Here is a 21,242-nt window from a genome sequence, read left to right as displayed (position 1 = left end):
ACGGCGGCAGAGACAGCGGTGGTAGAGACCACCGCGCAGACCCCTGGCGACTCCGACCTGGACGGCGCGCTTCCCGGGGCCGGTGGCGCGGGCGTCCCGGCCGCCGAGCCGCCCGCGGAGCCGCGCGGCCGCTGGCTGCGCCGGCTGGGCGCGCACGACTACCGGCCGCCGGGCCAGGCCTCGCTCGCCGACCGCCTGGTGCCGCCGATGCCGGACGGCCCCGGGGTGACCCCGAAGGAGGTCGCGCCCTCGCCGCTGCTGCTGCGGGCCGGCATCCGGCTGAACCCCCGGCTGTGGAGCTGGCTCTGCCGCTGGGCGGGCTGGCTGGGGCCACTGGCGGTGGCGCTCTTCGGCGGCCTGCTGCGGTTCTGGCACCTGGGCAGCCCGAACGCGGTGGTCTTCGACGAGACGTACTACGCCAAGGACGCCTACGCGCTCTGGCAGGGCGGCTACGAGACCTCCTGGCCGGACAACGCCAACGCCCAGTTGGTGGCACATCCCCAGGTGATCCCGTACCACACCGACCCGGCGTTCATCGTCCACCCGCCGGTCGGCAAGTGGCTGATAGGCATGGGCGAGCAGCTCTTCGGGATGCATCCGTTCGGCTGGCGGTTCATGGTCGCCCTGCTCGGCACGCTCTCGATCCTGATGCTCGCCCGGATCGCCCGCCGGCTCTTCCGCTCCACCCTGCTGGGCTGCGTGGCCGGCCTGCTGCTCTCGGTGGACGGGCTGCACTTCGTGATGAGCCGCACCTCGCTGCTCGACCTGATCGTCATGTTCTGGATCCTGGCGGCCTTCGGGTTCCTGCTGCTGGACCGGGACCACACCAGGGCCAGGATCGCCCGCCGGCTCGGTGAGGCCTTCGACCCCGATCTCGCCCACCGGCTGCGGCTGGGCCTGCGGCCCTACCGGCTGGCCGCCGGTGTCTGCGTGGGCCTGGCCTGCTCCACCAAGTGGAGCGGCATGTACGTGGCCGCCTTCTTCGGCCTGCTGACCGTCTTCTGGGACCTGGGCGCGCGCAAGCTGGCCGGGGCCCGCCGCCCCTACTGGTCCACCCTGATCCGCGACGGGCTGCCCGCCTTCGCCTCGATCGTGCTGGTCTCGGTGGTGGTCTACATCAGCTCCTGGTCCGGCTGGCTGGCCAGCAGCACGGTGCCGGGCAAGGGCGGCTACGGACGGGACTGGGCGGTGGGCCGGCACGGCCTGTCCACCGAGTTCGTCTCACTGCCGCTGCTCGGCAAGGTCAAGATGCCCTTCCAGGTGGACCTGACCTGGGTACCGGGCGGCCTGCGGGCGCTGTGGCACTACCACGCGCAGATGTACAACTTCAACATCGGCCTCAGCACCCCCCACATGTACCAGTCCAATCCGTGGAGCTGGCTGGTGCTGGGCCGCCCCGTCTCCTTCTACTACGAGTCGCCCAAGCTCGGGGAGAGCGGCTGCAAGGCCACCCAGTGCGCCTCCGAGGTACTGGCGATCGGCACCCCGCTGCTGTGGTGGGCGGGCGTGATCGCGCTGGGCTACTGCCTGTACCGGTGGGCACTGCGGCGCGACTGGCGGGCCGGCGCGGTGCTGTGCGGGCTGGGCGCGGGGCTGCTGCCCTGGTTCGAGTACCAGCACCGGACCATCTTCCTGTTCTACGCGGTGGCCTTCGTTCCGTTCCTGGTGCTGGCGGTGACCATGCTGATCGGCGCGCTGATCGGGCCCGCGGGCGCGAGCTACGAGCGGCGGCTGGTGGGCGGCGCGGCGGCCGGAGTCCTGGTCCTGGCCGTGATGTGGAACTTCCTCTACTTCCTTCCGCTGTACACCGGCCAGGTGATTCCGATCGAGGACTGGCGCTCGCGGATGTGGCTCACCAGCTGGATCTGACGGCGCCGCGGGGCCACTGGTACGCCCGTTCCCACCTGGGAGGTGTGTACCAGCTCTGTCACGAGGTACCCCGCTGCGGCGGGGCACCCCCGGCGCAGGCTTAGGCTGGGCTGCCGGTTTCGGCCGGTCACCCAGTCCTCGTCGTCATCCCAGGGGGAGCACCACCATGCGTCAGGGCGCGAAGACCGCCATCGTCAGCGCCATCGCAGCCGCCATGCTCGGCGCCGGTGGCTACGGGGCGTACTCACTGGTCGGCTCGGACAGCAAGAAGTCCGCCTCGCCGGCCGCGCCCAAGACCCGCACCGTGGTCGCCGAGTCGCCCTCGCCCGACCTCGCGGCGACCGGCGCCAAGGCCTTCCTGGCCGCCTGGACCAGCGGCGACCTGCAGGGCGCCAGCAAGCTGACCGACGACCCGGCGAACGCGCTCACCGCGCTGACCGCCTTCCAGCAGCAGGTGAAGCCGAGCGCGGTCACCCTGACCCCGGGCGGCCCGGCCACCCCCGCCGCCTTCGCCTCGGCCACCGCGCAGCCGTCCGGCACCGCCGCCAAGCCCTCGCCGTCGCCGTCCGGCTCGGCCGGCGCCTCCGGCTCGCCCTCGCCGTCGGCCTCGGCCGCTCCGGCCAGCCAGGTGCTGCTCAACTTCAAGTCCCACGTCGAGTTCGCGGGCACCAGCAACACCTGGGACTACACCGGGTACCTCGGCATGGTGAAGATGAGCGACGGCACGGCCGCGGTGCACTGGACGCCGACCGTGATCAACCCGCACCTCGGCCCCGGTCAGCAGATCGTCACCCAGCCGGTCTACAACCCGCCGACCCGGGTCACCGACCGCAACGGCCAGACGCTGGCCAACTCCCCCTCGCTCACCCAGATCCTGCTGAACTTCCAGCAGAACCCGCCCGCCCAGAACCCGGCCGACGCCGGCACCGGCGTGGCGATCGTGGACCCGGCGGGCAAGGCCAAGCCCCAGCCGCTGTTCACCGTCACCGACCCCAAGCCCGGCCAGCCGATCAAGCTGACCCTCGACGCGAACCTGCAGGCGGCCGCCCAGAAGGCGGTCGACGAGCAGTACGCCAAGGATCCCAGCCACAAGGCGTCGGCGGTCGCCATCGAGCCGAGCACCGGCAACGTCCTGGCGGTCGCGAACGCCCCGGCGACCGGCTTCAACATGGCGCTCCAGGGCCAGACCGCGCCCGGCTCCACGATGAAGGTGATCACCGCCAGCGCCCTGCTGGAGGCCGGGATCGACCCGAACGCCACCATGCCCTGCCCGTCCAGCATCAACACCGGCACGGTGTACCACAACGACTTCACCGACGATCAGCCCAACAACACGTTCATGCAGGACTTCACGGTCTCCTGCAACACCGCCTTCATCAAGCAGAGCATGGCCACCCTGCAGTCCGGCTCGCTGAACAAGCAGGCCGCGGACGTGTTCGGCATCGGGCTGAACTGGAAGATCGGCTTCCCCAGCTTCGACGGCTCGGTCCCCGCCGCGGGGCAGACCAAGGACGAGACGGCGGGTGAGTACTTCGGCCAGGGCAAGGACCTGATGGACCCGCTGACCATGGCCTCGGTCGCGGCCACCGTGGCGAACGGCACCTTCAAGCAGCCGGTCCTGATGGCGGGCATGCCGCAGCTGCCGGCCGCCCGGCAGCTGTCGCCGGACACCCTGACGAAGCTGCGCTCGATGATGAACAGCGTCCTGACCAACCCGTCGGGCACCGCCTACAACGCGCTGCAGGGCGTCGGCGGCAACATCGGTGGCAAGACCGGCACCGCCGAGACCTCCAGCGACCCCAAGGCCCCCACCAACAGCTGGTTCACCGGCTACCGGGACAACCTGGCGGTCTCCGTCGAGGTGATCAACGGCGGCTTCGGCGCCGCCGCCGCGGTGCCCGCTGCGGCCGAGGTGCTCAAGGTGGGCAACGGGAGCTGACCCGGCTCCCGCCCCCGGGACCGCCGGCACGACCGCCCCCGAGGCCGCCCGCACGGCGGCCCCGGGGGCGTCGTCATGTTCCGTACACCGCGGCCACGTTGTCCTGCGGCGGGTGCGCCGCCCCGGCCGGGCCGGCCGCGAAGGCACGCAGCAGGTTCTCCGTCACCCGCTGGGTCATCGCCCCGGTCCGGGCGTCCATCGCGTGGTCCGCGCCCGAGCTGCCGTCGCCGCCGGCGTCCAGCGACTCCACCCAGCGCATGGTGCCGCTGGCGAAGACACCGGCCCCGCTGGGCGCCCGGTAGAAGGCGGTGTCACTGAAGCTCTTGCGGCCCTCGCAGACCACCGGCGAGTGGGCCAGGATCTCGATCGGTCGCGGGGTGTCGAAGCCGGTGTTCACCCGGTCGTACTCGACCCCGACCAGGTGCGCGAAGCTGTCGCCGGCCTGCACGCCGGTGCCCGCGAAGAGCCAGTGGCCCGGCTCGCCCACCACGTACGGCGCGTCCACCGGGTAGCCGTCGTAGATCACGCCGAGCATCGAGCTCTCCGGATCGGCGTGCGGGGCCGCCCGGTAGTCGTTGGTGGGCAGCCCACCGGCTTTGCCCCCCTTGTCCGCTTGATAGCCGGGGTCCTGCTGGAAGGAGTCCTTGTAGCAGACCACCTGGCGGTCCGGACCGGTCGGCGAGGGCTCGTAGCGCACCCGCCGGAAGCAGCAGTTGGCGCCCAGGATCGCCAGGTTGGTCCCGGCGTCGCGGGCCGCGGTGACGTTGGCGCGCTGCTCGGGCGACCAGTACTCGTCGTGCCCGAGCGAGAGCACCGCGAGGGCGCCCTTCAGCAGGTCCGGCTGCCCGGCCAGGTCGGTGCTGGTGGCGTACGCCAGCGGCAGCCCGAGCCGCTCGGCCAGGGCTATCAGCGGCGTCTCGTAGACCATGAAGAGCCCCGCACCGTCGTACTCGTGGTACGGACGGTCGCAGGAGACCACCAGCGAGCGGGTCGCGTAGGCGCCGTTCTCGCCGTTGTAGAGGTTGTAGCCGCCCCAGGTGTTGTAGGCCTGCCAGGTGGCGACGGCGTTGACCACCACCAGCTTCCCGGCGGTCACCGCCGAGCGGACGGTCACCGGCACGTACCGCTGCCCGGCGCCGTTCGCCGCGTCCAGCCGCAGCAGGTAGCTGCCCTCGGGCCAGCCGGTGGTGTCCACGGTGGTGCTCTTCGACCAGTCGGTGCTGATCATCCGGGTGTGCGGGTCCAGCGCGGCGGCCGACTGCTTCGCCCCGGGCAGCTGGTCGGACTGCCAGACCAGCCGGCCCCGCGCGCCGCCGTACCAGCCCATCCGGTAGGCCGAGACCTTGAAGCCGGGCGCGGTGGTGGAGACATGCAGACCGAAGCTCTCGCCGGGCAGCACGCTCGACCGATCGGCCCAGCCCTCGATGGCCTGGTCAGGGCCGGCGTTGCCGATCCGCCAGTCGGGGTTGCCCGGCTTGTCGTTCTCCCGCTGTGGGCTCGGCGCGGCGCTGCTCCCGGCGCCCGAGGCCGACCCGGACGGGCTGCCCGCACCGCTGCTCGCCGCCGCGGCGAGCGCCCGGTTCGCCGACCCGGTGCCGGTCCCACAGGCCGTCAGGCCCACCCCGGCCGCGGCCCCGCCGGCCAGGCCGAGGAACCGCCGCCGGCCGGTCCCCCGCCGCCCTGCGGGACGCTCCTGCGCCGACGGCTCTTCGGGGGACTGCTCTTCGGGGGACTCCTGCCCGGTCATCCGGCTGCCTCCTGAAACTCCGGCGCGGCTGGGGCGCCCTCACACGTGGTCAGCGCCCGCTAGTGGACCGCCGCGACGCCTTCGGTCTCCACCGTACGTGCGGTCTCTGAGAGCCGCCCGGTCCAGGAACGGGCGGCCAGCCGCGGCCAGATCGCCAGTACGGCGGGCAGTGCCAGATAGCCGAACCGCCCGGCCGGCGCCAGCATGAAGGCGATCGTGAGCCCGCCGGCCAGCAGATCGGCGGCGGCCACCGCCGAGGTGGGCGGCCGCAGCAGCAGCCAGCCCGCCACCCCCACCCCGCCCAGCACCATCAGCACGATCGAGACGGTGTGCCCCACCGGGCCGAGGTCGGCCAGCACCTTGCCGGGCAGCGGGCTGCCTGCCGGGGTACGCACCGCGGCCAGGCCGAGCGGGAAGCGGATCACCTGGTTCAGGAAGTTCTGCGTCCGGGTCAGCGCGAACGGCAGGATCACCACCGCGCCCACCAGCACGGCCGTCAGCGCGGCCCGGCCGGCCGGGCGTCTGCCGTAGAGCCGCCAGAGCAGCAGGACGGCCACCGGCAGCGCCGGCCAGGCGGTCCACTTGAGGGTGCAGGCCAGCGCCAGCACCAGCCCCGCGGCGATCGCCCGGCCGCGGGCGGCCAGCGCCATCGCCAGGCAGCAGACACCGATCAGCGGCAGGTCCACCCCGCCCACGGCCAGCGTCAGCGCGATCAGCGGCGAGCCGGTGAGCACCCCGAGCGGCAGCAGCGCGGAGTACTGGCGAGTGGGCCGCAGCAGCCGCCAGCTGATGGTCAGACAGCCCAGGAAGCTGAGGGCGAACCAGATCCTGGCGTCGCCGAACACCCGGCAGAGCAGGCCGTCCGTGCCGAGCACCGCGCGCGGCAGCCCGAACAGGGCCATGGCCGGCAGGTAGGGGTTGAAGTCGGTGACCTTCGCCGGATGCGGCAGGTAGGGCGTGCCGGTGTGCAGCAGCAGTTGGGCGGAGCGCTCGACCACCATCACCTCGGACTGGTGGTGTCCCTGCGCGGCCAGCACGCCGAGCGGCAGCAGCACCGCGCCGAGCAGCGCGATCACGGCGGCGACCCGGCCGGCCCAGGGGCGCGGCAGGGTGACCACGGCCAGCCCCGCCAGCAGGTAGGCGGGCGAGGCGACGGTGCCCCAGAGCCGTTGGTTGGCCAGGTCGGAGACGATCGGGAAGGCCGCCGCCCAGCCGGCAGCGACCAGGCAGCCGAACAGGTGCACCGATCGCATCCCGCCGAGCCGCATCCCCAGCGCCGCCAGCTGCTGACCGCGCCCGGACCCGAGGGGCACGGAGGCGGTCCTCGTCGGGCGCTGCCGGGGCAGTGCCGAGCGCGGCGCCGCACCGGCCTCCAGGCGGGTGCGGTGGCCGGCCGGGTGGCCCCCGGGACGGCCCGTGGGTCGGCCGGCGGGCGCCTTCGCGCCGCGTCGAACGCCGAACCGGCCGCGGGCCCGAGGCGCGCCGGACGAACGCGTGGTCACCATGGGGGAAGGTTATTTCGGCGAACCGCCCGCTGTCCTCAGACTGCGGGGGCTAGCCAGATCGCAATCCATCCGTTAGAGCGTCAGTCGAACGCACGCTCCGGTACGGCGGGGGCACTGCTGGTGAGTTCCAGCCGGGAGTGTCGGATGCCGTAGCCGAAGTACGCGGCGGCCGCGATCAGCAGGGCGATGCCGAAGAAGACGAAGGTCAGCGGGTGCAGCCCGCGGATCAGGTAGACGCAGAACCCCACGCTGAGCAGCGGGGTGACGGGGTACCCGGGCACCTTGAAGCCGCGCCGCAGCTCGGGGCTGCGCCGGCGCAGCACGATCACGCCCACCGAAACCACCGCGAAGGCGCACAGGGTACCCAAGCTGGTCAGATCGGTGAGGATGTCGAGCGGGACGAATGCGGCCAGCAGGGCGACGGCCAGGCTGACCACCAGGGTGTTCCAGACCGGCGTGCCGGTGCGCGCGGAGACCTGGGCGAAGCGCGGGGGCAGCATCCCGTCCCGGCCCATCGAGTACAGGATCCGGGTCTGACCGTAGATCACCACCAGGGTGACGCTGAAGATCGAGACGATCGCGCCGAGCGCGAAGATCAGGGCCGGCCAGGTCTGCCCGGTGAGGTCCTGCAGGATCTGCGCCAGCCCGGCCTCCTGGCCGTCGAACTTCTGCCAGGGCTGGGCGCCGACCGCCACCAGCGCGACCGCCACGTAGAGCAGGGTCACCACCACCAGCGAGATGATGATCGCCCGCGGCAGGGTCCGGCGCGGGTCGCGGACCTCCTCACCGGCGGTGGAGACGGCGTCCAGGCCGATGAAGGAGAAGAAGATGCCGGAGGCGGCGGTGCCGACGCCGCCGATGCCCAGCGGCATGAAGTCGTGCAGGTTGCCCGAGTGGAAGCCGGTCAGGCCGACCGCGACGAAGAGCCCCAGCACCACGATCTTGATCGCCACCATGGCCGCGTTGACCTTGGCGCTCTCGCTGACCCCGCGCACCAGCAGCAGGCAGACCAGGGCCACCAGGACCACCGCGGGCAGGTTGAAGACCCCGCCGTCGCCCGGCGGCTGCGCCAGCCAGGCCGGGATGGTGAAGCCGAAGGCCAGCTCGCAGAACTTGTTCAGGTACTGCCCCCAGCTGACCGCGATCGCCGAGGCCGAGACCCCGTACTCCAGCAGCAGGCAGACCCCGACCACGTAGGCGGTGGCCTCGCCGAGGGTGGCGTAGGCGTAGCTGTAGGAGGAGCCGGAGACCGGGATCGCCGAGGCCAGCTCGGCGTAGCAGAGCGCGGTCAGGCCGGCGGTGACCGCCGCCAGCACGAAGGAGAGCACCACGGCCGGCCCGGCCTCGGGCACCGCCGAGCTGAGCACGAAGAAGATGCCGGTGCCGACGGTGGCCCCGATGCCGATCGCCGACAGCTGCCACAGGCCGATCGTGCGGCGCAGACCGCCCGGCCCACCGTTGCCGGTGCTCTCGGCGATCAGGGTCTCGACCGGCTTGCGCCGCAGCAGGCGCTGGGCGAGGGGGGTGGTGCTGGGCACGACGGGCTCTTTTCCGGGGCTATGCATAAATATCAGTAACGAAGCATACATAACCTGATCAGATCGCACGCCGCCCGGGCCGCTCGGCCCCGGTCCTCCGCCTTCGAACGAGCCCTGGCCCGGGCCGCCCCCAGCCCTGGCTCGGCCCTGCTCAGCCCTTGGAGCCAAGCACCGCCTGCATGACCGACTTGGCGATCGGCGCCGCCAGCTGCCCGCCTGTGACATCGGTCGCATTGCTGTCCGCGATCACCACGGCGACCGCCACCGGCGGCGCGTCCGAGGAGCCGGACGGCTTGGCCCAGGAGATGAACCAGGCGTACGGCGTGCCGGAGTTGTCCACCCCGTGCTGGGCGGTGCCGGTCTTGCCGCCAACCGTGGCGCCGGGGATCCGGGCGTTGCGGCCGGTGCCGTTCTGCACCACGTCGGTCATCAGCTGCTGCACCTGGCCGGCCACCGCGGGGGTCATCGCCTGCTTGTAGGTGCGCGGCCGCATCAGCTGGACCGTGCTGCCGTCGGACTTCGCCAGCTTGTCCACAAGCTGGGGATACATCACCGTGCCGTTGTTGGCCACGCCCGCCGCGACCATCGCCATCACCAGCGGGGTGGCGGCGGTGTCGAACTGCCCGATCGAGGAGAGCGCGACCTGGGACTGGTTCATCTGGGTGTCGAAGTTGCTCCGCGCCGCGCGCACCGGGATGTCGAGCTTGGGGTCGTTGAAGCCGAAGTTCTCGGCCATCGACGTCATCTTGTCCAGCCCGGTCTGCACCCCCAGGTTGCCCATGACGCTGTTACAGGAGAGCGTCATCGCGGTGTCCAGGTCGATGTTCGGCTGGTCGCAGGCGCTGGTGTCGTTGACCAGCGTGGTGGTGGTGCCCGGCAGGACATAGGGATAGGGCGTGCTGGTCGGCGCGTTGATGTCGGTGACCACCCCGTTGGCCAGCGCGGCCGCGGCGGTGACCACCTTGAAGGTGGAGCCGGGCGGGTAGGTCTGCCGCAGCGCCCGGTTGAGCATCGGCTGGTCACTGTCGGCCTGCAGCTCGGTCCAGGCGCTCTGGTCGGCGTTGCTCGTCCCGGCGAAGCTGCCCGGGTCGTAGGACGGGGTGCTGGCCAGCGCCAGGATCCGCCCGGTGCTCGGCTCGATCGCGGCCACCGCGCCCTTCTGGTTGCCCAGCCCCTGCATCGCCGCCTGCTGGGCAGCGGCGTTGATGGTCGTGTAGACGTCACCGCCGGGGTTCTGCTTGCGGGCGATCTCGTCCCAGACCACCCACCCGTCCAGCCGGGAGTCGGTGCCGGAGAGGATGCCGTCCTCGGTGCCCTCCAGCTGGGTGTTGCCATAGATCTGCGAGGAGTAGCCGGTGACGGCGGCGTACTGCTGGCCGGCGGTGTAGGTGCGCTTGTCGTTGAAGCGGCCACCGGTGGGAGCGGAGCCGGTGATCGGGGTGTCGCCGACCAGGATGTTGCCGCGCGGCTGGGAGTAGCGCTCGATGGCCAGCCGCTGGTTGGCCGGGTTGTGGTCGTACCCCTTGGCCTGGAAGACCTGGATCCGGGTGGCCTGGGCGGCCAGCAGGACGATCAGCACCAGGCAGAACAGGCCGGCCCGGCGTCCGGTGGTGGAGATGCCGGGCAGCCCCTGGGGGCCGTTGCCGCGGCCGCTGGATCGACGGGCCATCAGCGGGCCACCTCCGGTGGTTCGGACTGCGGGCGGACGGACTGCGGCGGGGCGGGCCGGCGCGCGAGATCGCTCATCCGGACCAGCAGCGCCACGATGATCCAGTTGGTCACCACCGAGGAGCCGCCCTGGGCGATGAACGGCAGCGTGGCGCCGGTCAGCGGAATCAGCGCGAGCACCCCGCCGGCCACCACGAAGACCTGCAGGCCGACCGCGGCGGCCAGGCCGATCGCCAGCAGCCGGCCGAACGGGTCGCGCAGCGCGATCCCGATCCGGAAGCCGCGCGAGATCAGCAGCAGGTAGAGCAGCAGCAGCGCCACCAGGCCGACCAGGCCGAGCTCCTCGCCGATGGTGGCGAGGATGAAGTCGGACTTGGCGGCGAAGCCGATCAGCGCCGAGTGCCCGAGCCCGAGCCCGGCCCCCAACAGCCCGCCCCAGGCGAAGGCGAAGAGCGACTGCGCGATCTGGTTGGCGCCCTGCCCGGCCGCCACCGAGGCGAGCGGGTGCAGCCACTGGTCGACCCGGGAGTGCACGTGCGGCGACAGCCAGCCGACCACCACCACACCGGCCGCGGCCAGCACCAGGCCGATCGCGATCCAGCTGATCCGGGCGGTGGCCACGTAGAGCATCACCACGAAGATCCCGAAGTACAGCAGCGACATGCCGAGGTCGGTCTCCAGCACCAGCACCCCGATGAAGGCCGCCCAGACCAGCAGCACCGGGCCGAGCACCCGCCCGGGCGGCAAGGTCCAGCGCCAGATCCGCCGGCCGGTCAGCGCGAGCGCGTCGCGGTGCGCGGCCAGGTAGGCGGCGAAGAAGATCACCAGCAGGATCTTGGCGAACTCGCCCGGCTGGATCGAGAAGGGTCCGACGGTGATCCAGATCCGCGAGCCGTACACGGCCGGGAAGAAGATCGGCACCACCAGCAGGACCAGGGCCACCAGCGCCCCGCTGTAGGCGTAGCGCTGCAACAGGCGGTGGTCGCGCAGCAGCAGGATCACCGCGATGCACAGCCCCACCCCGAGGGTGGACCAGAGCAGTTGGGTGGGCGCCGCCGAACTGTGCGCAGTGGTGCGGTCCAGCCGGTAGATGACGACCAGTCCGATGCCGTTGAGCAGCACCGCGATCGGCAGCGGCAACGGGTCGGCGTACCGGGCCTTCCAGCGGATCACCCCGTGCGCGACCAGCGCGAGCACGCCGAGCGCCGCGCCGTACTCGGCCGCGTCCTTCGGGACCCTGCCGTCGATGTTGAGCCCGACCTCGATGTAGCCGAACACCGCGATCGCCACCGCGGCCAGCACCAGGACGAGTTCGACGTTGCGGCCGGTTCTGGGGCGCGGCCCGGAGGGCTCGCCGCGCGCGGCGGTGACGGCGGGTGTGGCCATGAGCGACCGCGGCTCCTGTCTGGCGCGACGTCAGAGAGTTCTGCGGGCGATTGTAACCTAATGTCCTATTTTATGTTGACTTTACGTCAGTCGTCTGATCCACCCTGGCCGGTCCGATTCCCCGCGGAACTGGGCCGCACGCACGAGAGCGGCGGCGAGCGGAGTGTTCCGCTCGCCGCCGCTGAGGTCGGCCTCTGGTGCCCGGTCAGACGCAGACGGAGTTGGGCCACCGGTCGACCAGCAGCACCGAGAGCACCTCGTGCAGCTGTTCGCGCCCACCCTCGGGCAGACGGGCGAAGAAGGCCCGCTCGGCCTCCTCGGCCACCTGCTGGGTCTCGGCCAGCGCCGCGCGGCCGGCCTCGGTGATGCCGAGGATGTAGCGGCGCCGGTCGGCCGGATTGCGCCGGCGCTCGACGTGGCCGACCCGCTCCAGGTCGTCGATCAGGGCGACCACCGTGGTCGGATCCAGGTTGATCACCTGGCTGAGGTCCTGCTGGGAGAGCTCGGCCTCGCCGGAGAGCGCGGCCAGCACCAGGAAGTTGCGGAGCCTGTACCCCGCCGCGCCGAGCGCCGCGTCCACCTCCTGCTCGATCAGCAGCCCTGCCTTGTGCAGCAGGACGCCGGTGTGATCGGCGAGCGGGAAGTCGTGGCGCAGCGTGGCGGGGGCGCTCACCGTGGTGGCGGCGGGCTGCTGGGGCGCCGGCTGGGTGCGGGCCATCGGGGATCTCCCATCCATCGGGAGTCCGGGGCTCCAGGCCAGGTACTGCCGCAGTCCCATGAACTCTTGGACTCTTGGACTCTTGGACTCGTGAATTCGTGGACTTCCCGAATTCTGTCAAGAATCTATCATCGGCCGTTTCGACCATCAATGAATCGCGGCATGTCAGGGCCCGGCCGGCGGGTGTTCAGTGCCCCGGGTGACCGCCCAGCTCGGCACCGGCCAGCGCGCTCTCGTGCAGGTCACGACCGCGGATGAAGAGGAAGCCGGCCACCGCGCCGAGCGCCGCCACGGCGCCGCAGCCGATCAGCACGTCGGTCAGTCCGTGCACAAAGGCCTCGCGCGCCGCCGCCTGGAGCGCCGCCCGCAGCGACTCCGGCGCCGAGGCGGCCAGGGTGCGCCCGGCCCCGGCGGCCACCGCCTGCCCGGCCGCATCGGCCTGCGGCCCGAGCGCGGCCCCGGCGGCGGAGTGGGCGAAGGAGCCGGCGACCCGGTGCTGGAAGAGCGCGCCGAAGCCGGCGATCCCGATCGCGATGCCCACCTGCTGGAAGGTCTCGCCGATCCCGGCCGCCATGCCCGCCTTGGCCGGCTCGGCCACCCCGATCGCCAGCGCGGAGCGCGGCGGGTTGAACATGCCCATCCCGAGGCCGGTGAGCAGCATGGCCGGCAGCAGCGCGAGCCAGTTGCTGCCGGGCTTGACCAGGGTGACCAGGAAGAGGCCGGCCGACATCAGGGTGATCGCCGAGCCGACCAGCAGCCGCGGCGGGACCGAGGCGGTCAGGCTGCCGGTGACCGCGGCGGCGACGAAGAGCGTCAGGGTCAGCGGCAGGAAGCGCAACCCGGTAGCCAGCGGCGAGTAGCCGAGCACGTTCTGCATGTACGACACCTCAAGGAAGATCGCCGACATGCCGGCCGCGTTCGCCAGCAGGGTGGCCACCGAGATGCCGTTGAAGGTGAGGTTGCGGAACAGCCCGAGGTCGAGCATGGCCGCCGCGCCGAGCCGGCGCTCGATCAGCACGAACAGCGCCAGCAGCAGCACTCCGCCGCCGAACATGCCGAGGATCGGCGCGCTGGTCCAGCCCTCCGCCTCGCCGCGCAGGAAGCCCAGCACCAGCAGGGTGAGCGCGGCCGAGAAGACCACCAGGCCGCCCCAGTCCACCCGGTGCGCGGCCGGGTCGCGCGACTCGCCGATCCGCAGGGCGCCGAGCACCATCGCGACCAGGCCGATCGGCACGTTCACCAGGAAGATCCAGCGCCAGCCGATCCCGTCGGTGAGCGCACCGCCGATCAGCGGGCCGAAGGCGATCGCGAGGCCGGAGACCCCGCCGAAGACGCCGAACGCCAGCGCCCGGTCCTTGCCGCGGAACTCCTGGCCGATCAGCGCCGGGCCGACCGCGAAGAGCACCGCCGCGCCCGCCCCCTGCACGCCGCGGGCCAGGTTGAGCGCCAGGATGTCCGGCGCCGCGCCGCAGGCGAGCGAGGCCGCGGTGAAGACGACGAAGCCGACCCCGTACACCCGCTTGCGCCCCAGCCGGTCGGCCAGCGAGCCGCCGGTGAGCAGGAAGGCGGCCAGGGTCAGCGCGTAGGCGTCGAGCACCCACTGCAGCGCGGAGAAGTCGGCGTGCAGCGCGGTGCGCAGGTCGGGCAGCGCCACGTTCACCACGGTCAGGTCGAGCATCAGCATGAACGTGGCGATCGAGACGATGCCGAGCGTCCACCAGCGGCCGGGGGATCTGAGCGGCGGCGCGGTGGAGGCGGCGCCCGCCTCGGTGACGGTCGGTGCGATGGACATCGTAACCCCCAGCGATAGGAAAACAAATCATCTAGAATTCGATGATTGATGAAGCTAGTGATCGGATCATCGACTGTCAATGGTTCTGAGGGTTCTGAGGGCTCCGAGGGTTCTGAGGGCTCCGACGGTCCCGGACGATCCCCCTGGGGGACGACCGCAGATGCCCCTGGGCACGGCGAAGGGCCGCCGATCGGTGATCGGCGGCCCTTGCGCCAAGGCTCCTACGGCTGCGGCGGCTACTCGGTGCGCCGCCGGGCCAGCACGGCCGTGCCCGTGGCCACGGCCAGCAGCAGCAACGCGGCGAGGGCCGGGGCGAGCAGCGGGTAGTAGACGTGCACCCGCTGCGAGCCGGTCACCAGTGACCGCACGGCCCGGTTGGCCGGCGACACCGGCAGCACCCAGGCCGGCACCGAGAGCCCGAGCACCGCCAGGATCCCGTAGGAGCCGCGCAGCAGCACCGGGCGATGGCTCAGCGCACCGACCACCACGCCGATCAGCACCCCGCAGACGGCCGCGAGCAGGCCGGCCAGCGCCGCGAGCGGCCAGGACACCTCGACGCCCGTCCGGATCGTGGTGCGCCCGCAGACCAGCCAGATGACACCCACCTCCAGCAGCGCCAGCAGCAGGCCCGCGCCCAGCGCCGCGGCCAGCGAGGCCAGGTACACCCGCGCCGGGCCGGTGGCCGCCACCAGGCAGGCCCGCGCGGCCGGCGGGTCGGCGGTCAGGGTGCAGCGCACGTACCAGGCGGTGACCGGGATCAGCAGCGCCGCCGCGTAGGCGTGACAGTCCATCATCGGCTGATCGCCCGCCACCCCCGTGCCGAGGGCGAGCGCGAAACCGAGGAAGGGCGGCAGCCAGCGCTGGGAGCGCACCAGCAGCTCGAACTGATAGCGGATCAGCGCGATCACCGGGCCGCCTCCCGGGCCTCGGCCTCGGGGGCCTCGGCCGTCGTGCGCACGTCCAGCACCCGCACCGGGGCCGTCCCGGTCAGCAGCCGGCGCAGCAGCGCGTCCGAGTCGCCGGCGCCGACCCGCAGCAGCACCGTCCCGTCCGGCTCGCGCTCCCAGCCGGGCGCGCCGGGCAACTGGTCGGGCAGCTCGGCCACCGCCACCCGGATGGACACCAGCTGCCGCGGCGCCTCGACGTCGGGCAGCCGAACCCGTGTCAGCACGCCCTGCTCGACCCGGTGGGCCTCGGTGATCCGCCCGGTCAGCCGGGTCGGGTCGTGGTCCACGAAGAGCACCGCGCCCCCGGCGGCGGCCCGCTCCACCGCCGCCTCGTCCAGGGTGGCCCTGGCCGCCCGGTCGAGCCCGGTCCAGGCCTCGTCGAGCAGCAGCACATCGGCCTCGGCGAGCAGCGCCTGGGCGATCGCGACCTTCTGGCAGGTGCCCTTGGAGAGCCGGCGCAGCGGGGTGCCGGCCCGCTCGGCGATGCCGAAGCGGTCCAGCCAGAACTCGGCGCGCTCGGCGGCCCGCGCCGCGCTCAGGCCATGGATCCGGCCGAGCCGGCGCAGATAGGTGGCCGGATCGAAGGGCAGCGCGGGTGGGAAGCGCTCCGGGACGTAGGCCCGGCGTCCGCCGACCCGAACCCGGCCCCGGCTCGGCGGCTCGACCCCGGCGACCAGCTTGAGCAGGGTGGACTTGCCGCTGCCGTTCGTCCCCTCGATCCGCACCAGGGCGCCGGGCCCGAGCGCGAGGTCGACCCCGTGCAGCACCCAGGGCCCCGCCCTCCCGTACCGCTTGGCCGCCCCCGACAGCCTCAACCGATCCATCCGGCCCCTCCCACAAAATGAGTCGCGCGACCGCGCGGCGCCCCGCAGACTCCCCCGGGTGAACAGTGCTTCCGATCGTACGGTGAGTGTCCTGCTGTCCTGTGGCGAACTGGAGTTGGGGGCGGTGGGGCCGTTCCGGCTGGACCGGCCGCGCTGGCACGACGTGGAGCCGGTGGCCGCCCGGCTGACGGCGGTGCTCGGCGTGCCCGTGGTGGTGCTGCGGCTGCTGGACGTCGAGGGCGGCGCGGGCGGCCGGGGCGGGCTGGTGCGCTACCACGCCGAGGCGCTGCGCGAGCCGGTGCGCGGGGTCGAGCGGCCCGTCACCCCGCGGGAGTCGGCGCTGCTCGCGTTGCCGCACCCACGCCGCGCCCACTACGCGACCGCCGCCGGTGTCCGGGCCGCCCTGGCCTGGGCCGAGCAGGCGCTGGCCGTGGCCGGGCGGCCGCTGCTCGGGCCGGTCGAGCAGGTGAAGACCTGGAACCTGGCCGGCCTGTTCCGGCTGCCCACCGCCACCGGGCCCCTCTGGCTGAAGACGGGCCGCACCTTCTCGGCCGACGAGGCCGCGGTGATCGACCTGTTCGACGCCGCGGAGCCGGGCTTCGCCCCGACCGTGCTGGCCGCCGACCCGCACCGGCGCCTGCTGCTGCTCGACCACGTGCCGGGCGAGGACTGCTGGGACCCATCCGCCGAGGTCGTCGCGGCCACCGTGCCGAGGCTGGCCCGGGCCCAGGCGGCGCTCGCCGCCCGCCACCTCGACGGTGCGCCCGCCGGGCTGCCGGACCGCTCGCCGCAGCGGCTGGCCGCGGCCCTCGTGCCGCTGCTGGACGGCCCGGCGGGCGCCGAGCTGACGGCAGAGGAGCTGCTGCGGGCCCGCCTGATGGCCGACCGATTGCCGGAGCTGGTCGAGCGGCTGGCCGCCTGCGGGCTGCCGAACACGGTGCTGCACGGGGACTTCCACCCCGGCAACTGGCGCTCGGCCGGGCAGGGCACGGTGCTGGTGGACTTCGCCGACAGCCACTACGGCCACCCGGCGATCGACGGCCTGCGCCCCAAGGGCTTCACCTCGCCGGAGCGCTGGGCGCAGGCGGCCGGGGCCTGGGCCGCGAGCTGGCGGGCCCTGGTGCCCGGCAGCGACCCGGTGACGGCACTGCGGCTGGCCGAGCCGCTGGCCCGGCTCGCCTGCGCGGTGCGGTTCCAGGAGTTCCTGGACGGGATCGAGCCGAGCGAGGAGCGGTACCACGCGGGCGACCCGGCCGCCGAGCTGCGCGCGGCGCTCGACTCCTTCGAAGCGCTCACGCGGTAGCGGCCGCCACACCGCCACCGCATCGCCGCAGACCCGTCGACACGCCGTCGACACGCCCTCCGGCGCCGCCGCTGCGCGCCGGAGGGGGCCAGTCCGGTTATCCATGGAAACGAGGACGAACCAGAACAATCCGGACAGAGGAGCCCGTCATGCGCTCAGCCCCGACCCGGCCCGCACCGTTCCAGGCCGCTCCGGCCCGCCCCCTGCTCCTGGTGGCCGACGGCTGCGGCCTGGTCGCCGAGATCGAGGCCTACCTCGCCTCGCTGCCCCTGCCGGCCCGCACGCCCGCGCCGTACGTCTGCCCGTACGGCCGGGTGCTGCAGCCCTGGAACGCCGAGCACCCGCTCCCCCGCCGCACCCTGCTGGACCGGCTCGCGCACCGGTCGGCGCGGCCCGTCCCGCTCAGCGCCGCCGAGCACCTGCGGCTGACCTCCCGCTACCTCACCCAGCACGGCTGGCTGCAGGGCGCGATGTGGGACGCGACCGGGCGGGTCTGTCTGCTCGGCGCCCAGGCCGCCGTGCTGGGCCACGGCTACGGCACGGTCAGCACGGTGCGGACGGCACGCTGGCAGGTGATGGAGGTGCTGCACACCACCGGACGGCCCGTCAGTTCGCCGGACACGTACAACGATTGTCCCGACACCCGGCAGGCGGACATCCACCGGCTGCTGGAGCAGGCCGCGTTCCGCGCCCGCCGGCTCGGGCTCTGAGACGCGCGCGACCCCGGCGCACACGGGCTGTTGCACCGCTGTGACGGACGCTCGACAGTAACCGGACCTCGCGCTGACAGTCTTTATGTCGTCCGAACAAATGCTCAACACACCGCTTTCGGGGGGAAGTTCCCATGGCTGCTCGCCACCGCCGCCGTCCTGCCACCACCGTCGCCCTCGCCGCCGCCCTGAGCGTGGGAGCAGTCATGCTGCTCTCCGCCTGCGGACCGGACGAGACGGCTTCGACCTCCTCGGCAGCCACCCCGGCACAGACCGCTGCGGCCCCCTCGCACCCGGGGACCTCGGCTCCCAGCGCCGCACCCACCGCGAAGCGCAGCACCCCCGGGGCCCCGTCGAGCAGCACCCCCGACCCGAGCGGCACTGTCCACTCCCCCCTGACCATCAGCGACGGCACCCCGAAGGTGCTGATGAACGGCACCGCCGTCGACTTCCACACCCCCGTCCGCGACCTGACCTGGTCCCCCGACGGCAGCAAGGCCGCCTTCGTGAACGGCGCCGGCAGCCTGGTGGTCGCCAACCCCGACGGCAGCGGCCAGGTGACGGTGGCCCGCAACCCCGGTGGCCAGACCTGGTCCCACCCCAGCTGGCAGGTGAACCCGGCGGACACCGCGGACGGGGTGCCCGCCCGGAACAACCTCATCTTCACCATCGACCAGGGCGGCAGCACCCACCTGGCCACCGTTTCGGCCACCGCCACCGGTGCCACCCCGACCACGCTGGACCTGTCGGCCGGCATCGACGACCCGGCCGTGCCGCAGAGCGCCAACAGCTGGGCGAACACGGCCGGACCGCACGGCAGCACCACGGTCTACGAGAACACCACCGACGGCAAGATCTACATCCGCGACGACTACACCCGTGAGCAGACCCGCGCGCTCACCGCGGGCTCCCAGCCGGCGCTCGCCCCCGACGCCTCGGCCGTGGTCTTCGTACGCTCCTCCGGGGGCCACGACCACCTCTTCGAGATGAGCCTGAACCAGCAGAACGCCGCTGCCAAGGACCTCACCCCGAACGCGACCACCGACTACACCGAGCCCGCCCTGTCCCCGGACGGCAAGGTGATCGCCGCGCGCACCCCCGCCGGCATCGTCGCCCTGCCCGCCGACGGCTCCGCCGCCCCCACCCCGGCCGTCGCCGCCATCGGCCTGCCCGCCTACCGGGCCTGACCCTCGGCGTCCAGCTCGCGTCGCAGCTCCGGCAGCTGACTGTCCGACAGCTCGTGCGGCAGGAACTCCACCACGTCCAGGAAGCGGAACAGCACCTGGGTGGCAGTGACCGCGAACTCGTAGTCCGCGAACCCCACCACCGCCCCGGTGGCACCGCGCCGGGCCCCGCGGACCACCTGGACCGTCAGCTCGTCCGGCTGCTCCGCGGACAGCCCGCGCCGCGCGGTGGGCCGCGCCAGGTACGGGCAGACCATCGAGGCGTAGAGCATGCACGCGCGGTGCCCGGGGCCCTCCAGGGTCGGCGCCATGTTCCGGTAGGGCAGCCCGGCCGCCAGCGCCGCGCCGATCGCCGCGCTCTCCGTCTCGCCCACCACCCGCCACACCGGCCCGCGCGGCATCAGCTCGCCGCAGACCGAGCACCGGCGCCCGCGCGCGCACTGCGCGCTGCGCTCGTAGTCGGTGAGTGCGAAGCTCGGCGCCCCCTCCTCCCACGGCGTGATCGCCGGCACCGGATAACCACGGACGTCACGGGGCCTGGCCGCCACCGCGGCCGGCATGGGAACACTGTCGAAGCGCACACCCAAGGAATACCAGCCGCCGAAAGCCCCGCCCACCCCGCGGCCCCCCGGGCAGCCGCTGCGCCACCGGCCTTCCCCCGCGGCCCGACTGACGGACCGCCCGACCGGAAGCCGACGCGGCCTGCCCCACAACGCCGCCGGGGCCGCCCCGAACAGGCCTGTGGAAAGCAGAAATCCCGCCCGGCCGAATCGGCCGAGCGGGATTTCATGACCACCTGCGTGGCCGTTGGGTGGAGCTGAGGGGATTCGAACCCCTGACCCCCTCGATGCGAACGAGGTGCGCTACCGGACTGCGCCACAGCCCCAACGAGAAGAAACAATAGCACCTTCTGGAGGGGTCTCGTGACCACCCCCCGCTGGTGGGGCGGGGTGGGGCTACTCGTTGGCGGCGCGGGGGCGGGTCGCGTAGTGCTCGTCCGGCTGGGGGGCCGCCGGGAGCGAGGTCTCGTACTGGTCGAACAGGGGGGTGTGGGCCTGCTCGACCGGGCGGCCCGAGCTCCAGGTGCCCGGGGCGCCGAGATCCAGGCCCCGGGAGACGCGCGGCGCCACCGGGGCGGTGACGTAGGTGGGCAGCGGGACCGGGACCGGCTCCCAGGAGTCCGGTCCGGCGGCGGCGCGCTCGCGCAGGCCGTCCACCCACTCCTGGTGGTCGGTCGCCTCGACCAGCGCCTGCCGGGCCCCGCGCGGCTCGGGCGGGGCGGCGGCGACCCGCAGGTCCGGGCGGCCCCGCTCCGGCTCGGGTGCGAGGGCCTCGGCCGGTGGGGCCAGCGCGACGGTGGCCGCCAGGCGGGCCTGCTCGCGCTCGCGCACCCGCTGGGCGGCCTGGGCGGCCCTGGAGCGGTCCAGCTTCACCTCGTAGCGCTGGCGCTCCAGGCGGCGCAGGTGGCCGATGTAGAGGGTGAGCAGCAGGGCCGGCAGGGCGGGGGCCCAGAGGAAGTCCACCCCGGCCACGGCCGCCGTGATCGCCCCCAGCGCGAAGGCCAGGAAGAGCACGGTGACCATCCGCCGGCGCCGGGCCAGCAGCCGGGCGCGGCGGTCGCCGGCGGCCGAGGCCCCGGCGATCGCGGAGGCCATGGCGGCGGCGGACAGGGCGGAGCCGGCCGAGGGCGCTGACATGCCGTCAGTCGCCCCGGCCGGGTCCGCTCCGCCGCTGCGGGCGTCGCTCGCACCGGCGCCGGCGCGGTGGTTCGCGTCGCCGCCGTCGTCGGAGTCGGAGGTCGTGCTGGGGTCGTTGTCGCCAAGGGCCCGGGACGCCCGGCGCTCCAGCCCCGACCGCCCGGCGAGCAGGCGGATGGCGGTGCTGAAACGTTCTGTCGGGCGCGCTTCGTTGAGCTCGTCCTGCCTGCGGAGCCACATGGGCACCAGATAGGCAGCCCAGGCCCCTACGATGACCGCGTAGATGAGGCCGCTACTGCTCACGTTTCACACCGTACGGGCGATGGGTAAGGGCGGACAGCAATTTGACGCGGCGTGTCGCCGCGCCAAGCTGATTCTCTGACTATTTTGCCGGAATTTGTCACCGCTTGCCGAG

16 protein-coding genes and 1 tRNA gene are annotated in these 21,242 nt (G+C 73.1%); 5 read left to right on the top strand and 12 right to left on the bottom strand.

Annotation, left to right across the window (positions count from 1 at the left end; translation table 11 throughout):
- Positions 1-57: 57 nt before the first annotated feature.
- Together ACFZB9_RS04810 and ACFZB9_RS04805 are read left to right on the top strand one after the other, a co-directional pair.
- On the top strand, positions 58-1,869 hold the full coding sequence (locus ACFZB9_RS04810; protein WP_391444276.1) for a dolichyl-phosphate-mannose--protein mannosyltransferase: 1,812 nt from the start codon (positions 58-60) through the stop codon (positions 1,867-1,869).
- 166 nt (positions 1,870-2,035) lie between these two features.
- Entirely contained in the window at positions 2,036-3,808 is a 1,773-nt protein-coding gene (locus ACFZB9_RS04805; RefSeq protein WP_391443611.1) for a penicillin-binding transpeptidase domain-containing protein, read from the top strand.
- Positions 3,809-3,881: 73 nt separating this feature from the next.
- Here ACFZB9_RS04805 and ACFZB9_RS04800 read toward each other — a convergent pair whose 3' ends face one another.
- The 9 genes from ACFZB9_RS04800 to ACFZB9_RS04760 form a co-directional block, all read right to left on the bottom strand.
- Positions 3,882-5,555 carry a N,N-dimethylformamidase beta subunit family domain-containing protein gene (locus ACFZB9_RS04800; RefSeq protein WP_391443609.1) on the bottom strand — a complete coding sequence of 558 codons (1,674 nt, stop codon included), beginning with the start codon at positions 5,553-5,555 and terminating at the stop codon, positions 3,882-3,884.
- A 59-nt stretch (positions 5,556-5,614) separates the two neighbouring features.
- Positions 5,615-6,868, bottom strand: a complete 1,254-nt coding sequence (locus ACFZB9_RS04795; RefSeq protein ID WP_391443607.1) for a glycosyltransferase 87 family protein — start codon at positions 6,866-6,868, stop codon at positions 5,615-5,617.
- A 272-nt stretch (positions 6,869-7,140) separates the two neighbouring features.
- Positions 7,141-8,625, bottom strand: a complete 1,485-nt coding sequence (locus tag ACFZB9_RS04790; protein WP_391443605.1) for an APC family permease — start codon at positions 8,623-8,625, stop codon at positions 7,141-7,143.
- A gap of 124 nt (positions 8,626-8,749) precedes the next feature.
- Positions 8,750-10,267, bottom strand: a complete 1,518-nt coding sequence (locus ACFZB9_RS04785; protein ID WP_391443603.1) for a penicillin-binding transpeptidase domain-containing protein — start codon at positions 10,265-10,267, stop codon at positions 8,750-8,752.
- A complete protein-coding gene (locus ACFZB9_RS04780; RefSeq protein ID WP_391443601.1) occupies positions 10,267-11,652 on the bottom strand; it encodes an FtsW/RodA/SpoVE family cell cycle protein in 1,386 nt (461 codons plus the stop codon). Before ACFZB9_RS04780 ends, ACFZB9_RS04785 begins: the two co-directional genes overlap by 1 nt.
- Positions 11,653-11,857: 205 nt before the next feature.
- Positions 11,858-12,370 (bottom strand): MarR family winged helix-turn-helix transcriptional regulator, encoded by a 513-nt coding sequence (locus tag ACFZB9_RS04775; RefSeq protein WP_391443599.1) that lies wholly within the window; start codon positions 12,368-12,370, stop codon positions 11,858-11,860.
- A gap of 187 nt (positions 12,371-12,557) precedes the next feature.
- Entirely contained in the window at positions 12,558-14,162 is a 1,605-nt protein-coding gene (locus tag ACFZB9_RS04770) for an MFS transporter (RefSeq protein WP_391443597.1), read from the bottom strand.
- Between the two features lie 236 nt (positions 14,163-14,398).
- Positions 14,399-15,070, bottom strand: a complete 672-nt coding sequence (locus tag ACFZB9_RS04765) for an ABC transporter (RefSeq protein WP_391443595.1) — start codon at positions 15,068-15,070, stop codon at positions 14,399-14,401.
- Positions 15,067-15,933 (bottom strand): ATP-binding cassette domain-containing protein, encoded by an 867-nt coding sequence (locus ACFZB9_RS04760; RefSeq protein ID WP_391443593.1) that lies wholly within the window; start codon positions 15,931-15,933, stop codon positions 15,067-15,069. Before ACFZB9_RS04760 ends, ACFZB9_RS04765 begins: the two co-directional genes overlap by 4 nt.
- Positions 15,934-16,015: 82 nt before the next feature.
- Here ACFZB9_RS04760 and ACFZB9_RS04755 point away from each other — a divergent pair, with 82 nt between their 5' ends.
- The 3 genes from ACFZB9_RS04755 (at position 16,016) to ACFZB9_RS04745 (ending at position 19,133) form a co-directional block, all read left to right on the top strand.
- Complete coding sequence (locus tag ACFZB9_RS04755) at positions 16,016-17,236, top strand: aminoglycoside phosphotransferase family protein (RefSeq protein WP_391443591.1); 1,221 nt, start codon at positions 16,016-16,018, stop codon at positions 17,234-17,236.
- A 149-nt stretch (positions 17,237-17,385) separates the two neighbouring features.
- On the top strand, positions 17,386-17,946 hold the full coding sequence (locus ACFZB9_RS04750) for a hypothetical protein (protein ID WP_391443589.1): 561 nt from the start codon (positions 17,386-17,388) through the stop codon (positions 17,944-17,946).
- 134 nt (positions 17,947-18,080) lie between these two features.
- Entirely contained in the window at positions 18,081-19,133 is a 1,053-nt protein-coding gene (locus ACFZB9_RS04745) for a hypothetical protein (protein WP_391443587.1), read from the top strand.
- On the opposite strand, the gene ACFZB9_RS04740 is transcribed toward ACFZB9_RS04745, so the two are convergent.
- From ACFZB9_RS04740 to glpR, 3 genes are all read right to left on the bottom strand, one after another.
- On the bottom strand, positions 19,121-19,690 hold the full coding sequence (locus ACFZB9_RS04740) for a hypothetical protein (RefSeq protein WP_391443586.1): 570 nt from the start codon (positions 19,688-19,690) through the stop codon (positions 19,121-19,123). The two genes, ACFZB9_RS04745 and ACFZB9_RS04740, sit on opposite strands and share 13 nt — an antisense overlap.
- A gap of 252 nt (positions 19,691-19,942) precedes the next feature.
- Positions 19,943-20,016 (bottom strand) — tRNA-Ala (locus tag ACFZB9_RS04735).
- A gap of 70 nt (positions 20,017-20,086) precedes the next feature.
- A complete protein-coding gene (glpR, locus tag ACFZB9_RS04730) occupies positions 20,087-21,130 on the bottom strand; it encodes a gephyrin-like molybdotransferase receptor GlpR (protein WP_391443584.1) in 1,044 nt (347 codons plus the stop codon).
- Positions 21,131-21,242 lie beyond the last annotated feature (112 nt).

Source organism: Kitasatospora sp. NPDC008050, assembly GCF_042957465.1.
GTDB lineage: Bacteria > Actinomycetota > Actinomycetes > Streptomycetales > Streptomycetaceae > Kitasatospora.
The sequence above is the reverse complement of the archived record's forward strand: the minus strand, read 5'-3'. Positions and strand labels throughout refer to the sequence as shown.